At 39.1% G+C, this 11,892-nt stretch carries 8 protein-coding genes and 1 pseudogene; 3 read left to right on the top strand and 6 right to left on the bottom strand.

Translation table 11 applies throughout. The annotated features are described in order from the left end of the window. The first annotated feature begins 68 nt into the window (after nucleotides 1-68). Nucleotides 69-1,691 (top strand): diacylglycerol kinase family protein, encoded by a 1,623-nt coding sequence (locus ACT3RM_RS03060; protein ID WP_441834867.1) that lies wholly within the window; start codon nucleotides 69-71, stop codon nucleotides 1,689-1,691. Between the two features lie 25 nt (nucleotides 1,692-1,716). Here the strand turns inward: ACT3RM_RS03060 and ACT3RM_RS03055 are convergent, their stop codons facing one another. Beyond that, complete coding sequence (locus tag ACT3RM_RS03055) at nucleotides 1,717-1,977, bottom strand: VF530 family DNA-binding protein (protein ID WP_441834868.1); 261 nt, start codon at nucleotides 1,975-1,977, stop codon at nucleotides 1,717-1,719. A 60-nt stretch (nucleotides 1,978-2,037) separates the two neighbouring features. Continuing rightward, nucleotides 2,038-2,205, bottom strand: a pseudogene (locus ACT3RM_RS03050) (DUF1496 domain-containing protein); the annotation flags it as partial. A 313-nt stretch (nucleotides 2,206-2,518) separates the two neighbouring features. Here ACT3RM_RS03050 and ACT3RM_RS03045 point away from each other — a divergent pair. Next, entirely contained in the window at nucleotides 2,519-2,752 is a 234-nt protein-coding gene (locus ACT3RM_RS03045; protein ID WP_441994717.1) for a TIGR02647 family protein, read from the top strand. A gap of 4 nt (nucleotides 2,753-2,756) precedes the next feature. Here ACT3RM_RS03045 and maiA read toward each other — a convergent pair whose 3' ends face one another. Together maiA and hmgA are read right to left on the bottom strand one after the other, a co-directional pair. Continuing rightward, on the bottom strand, nucleotides 2,757-3,386 hold the full coding sequence (gene maiA / locus ACT3RM_RS03040; RefSeq protein ID WP_441994716.1) for a maleylacetoacetate isomerase: 630 nt from the start codon (nucleotides 3,384-3,386) through the stop codon (nucleotides 2,757-2,759). Continuing rightward, entirely contained in the window at nucleotides 3,383-4,684 is a 1,302-nt protein-coding gene (hmgA, locus tag ACT3RM_RS03035) for a homogentisate 1,2-dioxygenase (protein WP_441994715.1), read from the bottom strand. Before hmgA ends, maiA begins: the two co-directional genes overlap by 4 nt. A gap of 130 nt (nucleotides 4,685-4,814) precedes the next feature. On the opposite strand from hmgA, the gene ACT3RM_RS03030 reads away from it, so the two are divergent. Beyond that, complete coding sequence (locus tag ACT3RM_RS03030; RefSeq protein ID WP_441994714.1) at nucleotides 4,815-5,246, top strand: MarR family winged helix-turn-helix transcriptional regulator; 432 nt, start codon at nucleotides 4,815-4,817, stop codon at nucleotides 5,244-5,246. A gap of 65 nt (nucleotides 5,247-5,311) precedes the next feature. On the opposite strand, the gene ACT3RM_RS03025 is transcribed toward ACT3RM_RS03030, so the two are convergent. Both ACT3RM_RS03025 and ACT3RM_RS03020 read right to left on the bottom strand, forming a co-directional pair. Beyond that, nucleotides 5,312-8,386 (bottom strand): TonB-dependent receptor, encoded by a 3,075-nt coding sequence (locus ACT3RM_RS03025; RefSeq protein ID WP_441994713.1) that lies wholly within the window; start codon nucleotides 8,384-8,386, stop codon nucleotides 5,312-5,314. A gap of 274 nt (nucleotides 8,387-8,660) precedes the next feature. Then, nucleotides 8,661-11,867, bottom strand: coding sequence for a TonB-dependent receptor (locus tag ACT3RM_RS03020; protein WP_441994712.1), 3,207 nt, complete (start codon nucleotides 11,865-11,867; stop codon nucleotides 8,661-8,663). Between the last annotated feature and the right edge of the window lie 25 nt (nucleotides 11,868-11,892).

The following is an 11,892-nucleotide window of genomic DNA, read 5'->3' as shown; positions in this document are numbered from 1 at the left end:
TTGCAATAGCTATACTTAAAGCTAATAAAACTGTGTTTGAATCGAATAAATTATAACAAGGAGTGGCTATGTGGGCTGCGGTAAGCTATTTAAGCTTTGCTTTTTTACTTTTGATTGCGGGTTTACAGGTGCAATCAATTCATTTTTCCTTATTTTTTTATTGGACTGCTTTATCGTTAACTCTTGTGGGCGGTGCATACATTTTTGATATCGCGAAAATTTTTCGCAAACGTGAAAATGGAGTTATTCCTTTTTATATACGCTGGGCATTTGTGCCTTTTTTATTAGGGGCGCAACTTTATAATGCTTGGTCGCGTAAGCATGACAAAGTGCCGCCATTGCAACAAATTAACGAACATTTATTTTTAGCCTGTCGATTATTCCCATCAGATATAGAAACAATTAAAGAAGAAGGGATCACCGCTATTCTAGATGTAACCTGTGAGTTTGATGGACTTGAATGGACATCTACTCAAGAGAATATTAATTACTTGAATATTCCGGTATTAGATCACAGCGTACCTACTCGATCTCAGTTAAATCAAGCAATTAACTGGATTGATCATCATGTAAAAAAAGATCGCCGGGTTATTGTGCATTGTGCGCTTGGGCGAGGTCGCTCGGTGTTTGTAATGGCTGCTTATTTGTTAAGCAAAAATAAAGATGCAGATGCACACCAAGTATTAGCACAAATAAAAGAAACCCGTGAAACTGCAAACTTAAATAAGCGTCAATTAGGGCACTTATTAAGACGCCATAAAAAGGGCGAGTTATTGATTAAAAATAAGGCTTACTTAATTGTCAACCCAGTGTCTGGGACTAGAATGTGGGAACAAAAAGAACATTTAATTATCGCGCGCTTATCGGCTTATTATAATCTAAAAGTGATGCTCACAACGCCTGAGCGCAGTGGGATTGCGCTTGCTAAAGAAGCGATGAAAGAAAACCCTGATATGATCATTGCTTGTGGTGGTGACGGCACGGTTGCTGAGGTGGCAAGTGTAGTGGTAAACACCAACTGCAAATTGGGTATCATCCCATTTGGTACCGCCAATGCATTGGCACATGTTTTAATGGGTCTTAGCTCTAAAATTATTCCAGTTGAGCAAGCTTGTGAATTAATTATTGATGGACAATCTAATCGCATTGATACTGCGTATTGTAATGACGATTTGATGTTATTATTAGCGGGCATAGGCTTTGAGCAACAAATGATTGAAAAAGCTGATCGAGAGGCTAAAAATACTTCTGGTCAATTTGCTTATTTGCAAGGGTTTTGGCAGGCATTAGGTGAGAGAAAAGCGCGAAGTTTTATGGTCAAACTTGATGATGCTGAGCCTCAAGAAATTCATACAAATAGCCTGATCGTTGCTAATGCAGCCCCGTTTACCACCTTATTAGCGCAAGGCGGCGGACAGCCAGATCATAATGATGGTTTACTTGATGTAAATTGGTTAACGCCAGGGAAAGACGCCTCAACTAATCCATTAAGTATTGCTGAGCTTGTCTTTAGCAGCATGACGCAAACACATTTAGCGATAAACTCACATCACACCAACGCTAAAAAAGTCGAGATAACCGCCGAGGAGCCTATTAAATATGTACTTGATGGCGAGACAAGAGAAACTGAAAAGCTGATAATTGAAATCGTACCAGCATCGCTTAATGTAGTTAGTGCTGAAGTAATCTAAATTTTAGCAGGCAAACTGCAGCTAACTACTTTTTTATACTAGGCCAAACAAAGCCATTTGGTTCTGGGTCGGTATGAAACGTATTTAAGTAAAGCTGCTCTACTTTATCGCGAGCCCAGGGGGTTTTACGCAGAAACTTAAGGCTCGACTTTACGCTCGGGTCGTGAGTGAAACAGCGAATGTCGACTTCTTTTCCCATTGTTGTCCAGCCAAGCTTATGTTCAAGTTCAACTAAAATGGTTTCAAGTTTTACCCCATGTAACGGGTTGTTTGGTTGCTGGTTCATAATTCACTGTAACGTTATAAAAGACGTCGTTATTGTAGCCTAACTAGATATTGATACCAATCAGTTAACCCGAATAGTTTTGGCCGCCTTTGGGTAAATAATCTCACCTTGCTCGCTTAACATAGGCCAACTTAGCTCACTTTTATTATGATTAAGATTTTTTGCACTACAAATAATTTGTGCATCTGCCATTAAAATAATCGCGTCTTGACTGTAACGCTTATCTTCATACCAACAAACGTTCTAGTTAGTAAGCTTGTTACTGGCATCTGAATAGAGAGTGGATCTTTGATTATTGCTAAAACTATTAGATGAGTAAATTAAGCCTGAAAAACAAACGCCTAAAATTATTAAATTCCGCATGTTAAGCCTTTGCATTAAAAAATAACTACACTAAGCTTATACCCGAGTAACCAAAAAATACTAGGCTCAATTGCAATTAAATGTATTAAAATCAGTTGTTTTGGGCTTTAGACTGATTTGGTAAAAAATTAACAAAATAAATAATTTTTTAAAGCTTTTCTAAAAACAAGGTGAACACATGCAATTTAAGCAAACTATGATTGACGAATTTACACTGTTAGCTAAATTTCCTCGTAGCAGTAAAATGCAAGGTATTAAGTTGCACGCAGATGCTGATGAAAGTTTAAAAAATGCTGCACAGAGGTTATTTGATAAAGGCATTATAGATAGCCCAGATGGCGGCTATTTAACTGATCTGGGCTTAGATTTAATTGAACATATCAGTGTACTGCACAGCGCACTGGGTCGTTAATAAATTATGTCGCATCCGGCTGGTTTTGTGGTGCGGCATCACTAAATGCAGCTAATTTATTACAACGCTCATAGATGGCTGCTATTTTAGGGTAAGCAGTCATATCAACCTTAAAACGATAAGCGTTAAATACTTGTGGCGCTAAACAAACATCAGCAAGGGTTATTGTATCACCAAAACAATAAGTGTTATTTGCATCAATTTGTTGTTCTAGCTTTTCGAATCCCAGTTCAACCCAATGGCGATACCACGTATTCTTAGCTTCATCACCAACAGCGAGCTCATTACTTAAATACTTTAGTACTCGCAGGTTATCAACCGGGTGGATATCACAAGCTATGGCATGACAAAAGCTACGAATGTGTGCCTTTTGCCATGCGCTTCCAACTAGTAATGGTGTATCTGGGTACGCCTCTTCAAGATATTCTAAGATAGCCATTGATTGGGCTAGCATACCTTGCTCTGTTTCAATAGTAGGCAATAAACCATGTAGATTCTTAGATAAGTACTGCTCACTCTGATGCTCTGATTTTAATAAGTTTACTGTGATTAACTCATGCTCAATAGCTTTTAAATTAAGTGCGATACGAACGCGGTAAGCGGCTGATGAGCGAAAATAAGTATAAAGCTTCATGTTAAATCCTCAGTAAAATGTTTTTTAATAGTGCGCCAGCAATCAGTATAGTTAGGTTGGCGCTCCTTGCCTTCTAGGGCGTATTTAGTTGGTGAAATAATATAGCGAGACTCAAACATAAAGGCTAAGGTGTTGTCGTACCGTTGTGGCTCAAGTTCTGCATTTGAGGCTTTTTCAAATACATCAGCCTCAGGTCCATGTGGCGACATACAATTATGCAAGCTCATACCGCCAGGTACAAAGCCGTCTTCTTTGGCGTCGTACACCCCTTCAATTAAGCCCATAAACTCACTCATAACATTGCGATGATAATAAGGCGGGCGGAAGGTATTTTCTGCCACCATCCAGCGTGGTGGGAAAATAGCAAAATCAATATTAGCGACACCTTCTGTACTCGACGGGGAAGTCAATACGGTAAAAATAGATGGATCAGGGTGATCAAAGCTTACCGTATTTATTACATTAAAGCGGGATAAGTTATACTTATAGGGCGCGCTATTGCCTGTCCAAGCGACTACATCAAGCGGGGAGTGGCTAATATCACAACGAAACATATTACCGTTAAATTTAGCAACTAGTTCAAACTTACCTTGTTTATCTTCAAAGGCAGCAACCGGATAATGAAAGTCACGGTCGTTAGCGTAGCCGTTAGCACCGACAGGGCCGCGTTCAGGCAGTACAAAATTATGGCCATAGTTTTCACAAATATACCCTCTGGTGTTCTTGGTAAGCAATATCACCTGAAATTTAAGGCCGCGTGGGATCACCGCAATTTCACCCGCTTTAATCGTGAGATTGCCGCATTCGGTTTTAATTAATAACTCGCCTAGTTGTGGCACGAATAACATTTCGCCATCGGCGTTATAAAAATAACGCTCGCTCATTGATTTGTTAGCTACATATACGTGAATACCAATACCAGTTTGACCATTTGCATTACCATTGGCAGCTATCGTCACTAAACCATCAATAAAGTCTGTTGGTGCGGTAGGAATATCTATTGGGTTCCAACGAAGCATCGCTGGTGGCGTAGGTATTTCAGTGATTGGTGCGGTGCGAATTAAACCGTTATCAATAGGGCTATAATCTCCTTGTACAACGGACGGGCGAATACGATACATCCACGAGCGACGGTTATCTGAGCGCGGCGCAGTAAAAGCAGTGGTACTAAATTGTTCTGTGTATAACTCGTATTTCACTTTTTGCGGACTGAATTGGCCGATAGGTAATGCACCAGGTAGTGCTTCGGTTTCAAACTCATTGCCAAACCCGGTCATGTATTTTAATTCACTGGTCATCACTCGACTCCTTTGTGTTTTACTGTAAGATACTCTCAAGTGAGAGTAACTTCAAACGTAAGCTATCTTACTAGTGTAAATATTTTCGTACAGCATTAGACGGATGTAATAATTTAATAGAGAAAAAACTATGGCATTGGATCTGGAAACTTTTTTACCTTACCGCTTAGTCAATTTAGCGACTAAAATGAGCGAAGATTTTTCCCATGTGTATCAACATAAGAGTAATTTAACCACTGCGCAGTGGCGGATATTATTTAACTTAGCCCAGTATGGCCAAAGCCACGCTAAAGCCTTGTGTGAGCAAGCGTCAATGGATAAATCTACAGTATCACGAGCAATTAAAGCTCTAATTGAAAAGCACTATATAGTTAGTTTAGTTGACCCTAATGACAAGCGAGCAAGTCTATTAAAGTTAAGTGAACAAGGGATGAGTTTGTATCAGCAGTTAGCGCCTGCGGCTTTAGCATGGGAGAAACATATCCTAGCGGCTTTAAATCAAAATGAGTATCAGACACTGCTTAGTTGCTTAGATAAGTTAAATGGTAAATTAAACGAGTAAAACAAAAAGCCCATCAACATGATGGGCTTTAAAGTTACTTTAATTTGTTAAATTAGATTAGCAAATTAGAATGTGTATTTAACACCAACACGCATCTCCCAAAGTGATGGCTTAACATCTACGCTTGCGCCTACAGGGTCATTAAAGTTGGTATAAACATATTGACCATTAACAATTTCTGTCGTTACGGCACTTTGTAATGAACTACCGCTTTTAAGAACGCCCCAGTCGTCATTCAACATGTTACCGATGTTTTTGATAACAAAGTAAGCTGAGCCTTTTTGGCCATCGCCAAAGCCCATAAACTCTTGCTCAACTTTAAAGTCAAACGTAACCCACCAGTCACCATCAATACTGTTACGGCTGTTAATTTTACCGCGTGTTAGACCTTCACTTTCAACCCATTCATTAAAGGCTGCTTGATCAAAATCAGCACCATATACGACTTTTGAGTCATCTAATGTTGGTACATATAGTAGCTGTCGAGCAGCGTCATTATAACCCAGATCATAGGTGCTATTATCAAACCCGTAAGAATAAGGTGATGTTTGTTGTGCTTGGCCGAATAAATTGAACTTAGTTTCATAACCATCAAATAGTTCATGGCTATACCCTAGTGACATAGTGAAACGGTGTGGAATTTCGTAATTTGATGTAGCAACACCTGGGTTTTCTGAGTCAGATACTGCAACGTAATGATAGTTAGAAAATGCCACCGAGCTGGTCATTGGGCTAACATCTTTTGACACTGTGTATGCATATGACAGAGCTAAATCTATGCCGTTATCAAAAGATTTATTCATTGCTAGAGAAAGTACGTGCGAGTAAGCATCATCACCTTCAACATTGGTTAATAAGAAGTCCGATCCTCCATTATAAATAGGACGTCCATCCGGTGCAGTACCTGTTTGATCGTATGAAATATTTTTAAATATCGCTGAATCTTGCTTATCAGTGTAAAGGTAATCAATATTAAACACATAATCTGTTTCGGTGATGTAAGTACCACCTAAAGAAAATTTCCATTCTGATGGAATTTCAAAGTCAGGATCAGTTACATTTACGTCGGCATCTGCACCACCTTGACCAACAGCATCAAATAAATCTTGTGGAATATCATATCCAGGCTGACCTGTGCCATTAAAGGCTACAGCATCAGGGCCAAGGATTTGCAGGTCACTTTGGTCTACTTGGATGTTACGTACACCATCATTTGAATAGCTGTTTGATATCCATACATTTGGGTTACCGCCTGAATATAAGCCGATACCACCGCGTAATTCTAGTTGATCGTTGTAAATCCAGTTAATGCCTAAACGTGGTTGTAGTAAATCTACACCATCAAGGTTTTGACTATTTGAATAAAGATAACGGTCTTCAAAATTTTGATTATAGGTAGGAGTATCATCACTTGTATACCAATCGTAACGAAGACCTGCGGTGATCGTAATATCGTAGTCGATTAACTCATATTTGTCTTGAGCATATAAGGTATTTAATGCATAAGAGAACTCGCCCGCAGCGTCATTAGGGTTTTGGCTGGCAGCATTACCATAGTAAACTTTGGCAATCCCGTTTTCAAAGTCTTCAATTGAGCTGAAGCGGTATTCACCTTCAGTGTGTTGTACAAATAAATTGAAAACATCGAGTTCTTCACGTTCATATCCAAATGATATTTCGTGGTCCTCTAGATAGTAAGTACCCGCTAGTTTTAGCGATAAATTATCATAGTTAAGAACGTTTGCTTGGCGAGAGTCATCTGGACCCATATAAATATCAATGTCACCTGTGTCTACTCTGAACTCACCAAAACCTGAGGCTGTATCAAGTGAGTTTTGACGGTTATCTAATTTTGAATAACCTACTCGTACTTCAGTTGAAAAGTCATCTGTCCAATCTGAATAAACTGATGCCACATAAGATTGTAGTTCAGCGCCACGCTCATAAAAATGATTCGATAGTGCAATCTCATTTGAGTCGGCATCTGATTGAGATAGGCTAAAGCCATCATTATAATTATAAACAAAACTTGCACGGTGATCTTCATTGATGTTCCAATCTAATTTCACTAAGATTTTTTCATCTTCAACTGGCATGCTTGGCACCATAGTACCAGGGTCATAGTTGTAATTATTAATCGCAATTTGCGTTACTTGGTCAATAGTTGCTTGATCAATACGACCATTCGCAAAAGGGGTATAGTTAAATATCTCTGCGCCTTCAAGCTTTTCATATGAAGTGAATAAGAATAATTTATCTTCAATTAGCGGTAGGCCTACGTTAAAGCCATAGCGTTTTTCAGAGTAATTACCTAAGTCTTGTTTTGTGCCTTCAATTGAATCACCAGACATTGAGTCATTTGTATAGTCGTAGAAAAATCCACCGGTGATTTCATTTGTGCCAGATTTGGTTACAGCGTTAATATTACAAGAAGTAAAGCCGCCGTATTGCACGTCAAATGGGGCAAGTTCAACGGCTACTTGCGCAATAGAATCGAAAGAGAATGGCATTCTTTCTGTTGGGTAACCGCTTGAATTCAAACCGAAGTTATCGTTCATACGCATACCGTCAACAGTTAAGCTGTTAAAGCGCGGGTTACCACCACCACAGTTAATTGCACCTGCATTTGTTTCATCGATATAAATACGTGGGTCGGCACGAATAATATCTTTAAGATCACGATTTATAGCTGGCTTGCTTTCTAGATCTTCTAATGTGAAGTGAGAAGCAGGGCCTGTGCTACCTGATTGAGCACTTATTGGAGCCCCACTTACTACAATCTGCTCCATTTGCTGTGTGCTAAGTGCAACAGTTACAGGGTAGGTTTGACCAAGTGTTAGGTAAACGTCATTAAGCTGAGTATCTTCGTACTGGTCAGAGTCTACAATGATTTTATAAGGACCACCAACGCGTAAACCTTTTGAAGAAAAGTTACCTTGTTCATTTACTGTTGTTGTTTTCGTTGAACCTGATGGTAAGTGGATAATAGTAATTTCGGTGCCTGTAGCAGGGTTGCCACTAGGACCTGTGATTTGACCTTTTACAGATGATGCAGTTTCATTTGCAAAAGCAGCACCACTAGCGCCAACACAAGCTGCAATAGCAAGTGAAAGGGTTGTTTTGCGCAATTGAATTTTCATTATGTTTTTCCCGTGTAAGGTATTATGTTTTTTTAGTATTAATTTGGATTATCCAAACAAGTTAATTATACCTGTCTTTTCATTACAAAAAAATTACAATGTATATAATTTTGTAATAAAAATAGTTTAGAACAAAATACTTATTTATCGAGTTTTAATTGAACTATGCGAAATTTTAATAATTAATTGTGACAATATAATGAAAAATGGAATTACAGCTATAAAAAAACCCGTTTAAAAACGGGTTTTTAGTATAGGTAGCATTATATTAGCTTTAGAATCTGTAGCTAACACCAATTTTAGCTTGCCAAGCAGATGCTGCAGTATCAATTTCGCTATAGTTACGAACGTCAGAGCCGTTGTACTTAGCTTCGATTAAATAACGACCTTCATCATCTAAGCCTGTGAAATCATAAAGGGCTTGCTCTGTATAGCCAAGACGCTTTTCAACACCCCAATCACTATTAAGTAAGTTAGCAAAGTTATCAATCATGAAATAAACTTCACCACTGTGACCTTTAGCAAACCCAGGAATTTCTTGTTTAACGCTAATATCCATGGTGGTAACCCAAGGCTGAGTCCCAGTATTACGATCGAGAATTTCACCGCGCTCAGAGATTCCTGCGCGGTTAAGTAATGTTTCAAGTTCAGCCCAAGACATATCTGATTCAGCCCAATTTACATTTGGATCATCAGCACCTGTAGGGATGTACGCTAAGTATGCAGAGCTTGAATGAAAGTCACGAGTATCACCTAGGTCACCATCGTTATGCATACCCATTGTATAGCTAAACGGACGGCCTGAACGACGCTCAAAATAAACATCAAATTTAGTGTTGTAGCCCGCAAAGAACTCAGTGTGGTAACTGACGTTTATTTTAAAGCTATGTTCAACTTCATAAGACCCACGTTGTGCTAAATCTTCATTACGATTTTTAGTCACGTTGTAAAGGTAGTTACTTTGTGCTTGTGAAGATGAACCTGATGAAGCTTCTGTGATGTCTTGGTGTGCATAGCTTGTAGATATATACAGACCGTTATCCCATTCTTTAGCAAGCGCAGTTGAGAAGATTACTGAACGACCATCTTCAGATGAGTTAGTCATAGCAATATCAAAGTTATCTTGCAAATCACCAGTGTAAATACTTTCGTTAATTACACGCTCACCATCAGCCGTTGTGCCAACTGGGGTAATAGCTGTATTGTGCCATACCGCTTCATTTTCTTTTTTATGGTAAGCAATCTCTGCTTGCCATTTAAAACCATTACCGAAAAGCTCTGAATCAAAATCATATTCAAAACCAACTTGGGTACGAATGCTTGATGGTAACTCAAAGTTAGGATCAATGTAGTTTGTACTACCAGCGCCTTTTACTAACGAGTCTTGAATTACACCTGGTACTTGCGTGATGTCGGCTGGGTTATTAGCATAATAACCATCTATAACACTTGCAGGTGCGTCAACTAAAGTTATACCGTCTTTTTGGTATGAGTTATTATACCAAACATTTGGGATACCACCTTGGAAGCGACCAATACCACCGCTAATAGTCAATGCTTCAGTTGCGTAATATTTGAAGCCAACACGTGGAAGAATGATATCTAATCCGTCAAGGTTTTCTTGATTACTGAAACCATACGTATTGTAGAAGTTTTCATTAAAAGTTGGTTTGTCATCAGATGCTAGACGTTCATAACGAAGGCCGGCATTAACTTCTAAATCATCGCCAATGTAGAACGTATCTTCAATGTAGATTGCAAGCTGGCTACGTGTTGCATCATATGCTGTGTCATCAGAGTTATTGGTGTAAGCATTGCTGTAAGTAAAGTCATATTCACCGTCGTAGTTACCCACTTCACGATTTGCAAACCCATCTAAGCTATCAAATTCCCAAGAACCTAGTGAGTTAGCAGCAAATAAGTTATAGAGATTTAGTGACTCATACTTAATACCAAACTCAAGTTCATGTTCCTCTAATAAGTAAGTACCATCGAAAGTAAGCGTTAGGTTTTCAGTTGATGATTCATTCGCATGGCGATATTGATCAGTACCAAACTGATAAGCAGGACCTCTATAGTACTCTTCAACTTTTACACTACCAATAGAAGAGTTAGTTACGCTGTTAGATGTAACGTCTTTATAGGCAATACCAATTTCACTTGAAAAGTTCTCATTCCAGTCTGAATATAACTTAGTAGAAAAGTTATTAAACTTAGTTGCGTAAGTATAACGGTTTGATGCCATAGAAACTGTGTCGCCACCAGTACCAAAGTTATGCTCATCTTGGTCGTCTTGCCATTGGTATGTAAAATCTAAGCGATGATCGTCATTTACATTCCAGCTTAGTTTTACAAGTAAAGTCTCATTGGTATCTTCAGGGTCGCCACCAAGCGAGTCTTGCATGCCATAAACTGAGTCAAGCGTTGATAAAAAGGCATTATATTGCTCTTGTGATACATTATACTCGTTGGCAGCACCTGAGCCTTCAAAACCATAGTCTAAGTCAAGCTCACTTTTCCAGCTATTGTAGTTAACAAAATAAAATAACTTATCCTCGATGAGTGGACCGCCTACATTAAAACCAAAACGCTCTTCAGATTGGATAGGTTCAACTTGCGAAACACTGTAAGTTCTGTGGCCATCTTCATCAAGGACTGGGCTACCATCAGCATAAACTTGTGAAATACTGTCTACGTCGCCTGCCATATCAGGTGTTGAAATTTCGTAAAAGCCTGAGAACTTAAACTCATTAGTACCAGATTTTGTTACGGCGTTGATTGTGCCACCACCAAAGTTACCTTTAGATGCCGAAAAAGGCGATACATCAACAGAGATTTGCTCAATTGCGTCAAGAGCAACAGGAGGTTGGGCTGTAGGGTAGCCTCCATAGTTAAGACCAAAATCATCGTTTTGGCCAATGCCATCAACCGTTAAGCTGTTAGTACGCGGGTTGTTACCTGCAAATGTTAATTCGCCGCTACCATTAATGCTCGCCAATGGATTTAAGCGCGCAATATCTTTAATATCGCGATTGAAGCTAGGCATATTGCTGATAGTGTCTTCACCAAATACACTACTAGAACCACCTGACTGTTGTACTATTTTATAACCAGAAACTTCAATTTTTTCCATCGCTAACGAGCCGAGTTGCTCTTGTAAACGGTAAGTGTCACCCAGTTCTAGGTAAATATTCTCAACCATAGCATCATTATGTGTGTCAGAATCAATTAACACAGTATAAGGGCCACCAACACGTAAACCGTTGGCAATAAAAGTACCACTTTCATTCGTGGTTAATTCACTTACTGTGCCTGTAGGTTGGTGGATTACTTTAATTTTAACGTTGGCAGCGTTTGCACCAGAAGGTGTCGTAATTTTACCACGCATTGCAGACGAGGTATCAGCAGCCATTACGCTTGTTGAAACACCTAAGGCTAGAATAACTGCCCCAGTTAATTTCGAAAGACGAAGCTTATTCATTATGTTGTTTCCCGTGTTAAAGGTT

Origin of the sequence: Pseudoalteromonas sp. AOP7-A1-14 (assembly GCF_052376275.1) — a bacterium.
Taxonomy (GTDB): Bacteria; Pseudomonadota; Gammaproteobacteria; order Enterobacterales; family Alteromonadaceae; genus Pseudoalteromonas.
This window is presented reverse-complemented; position numbering and strand designations above follow the sequence as displayed.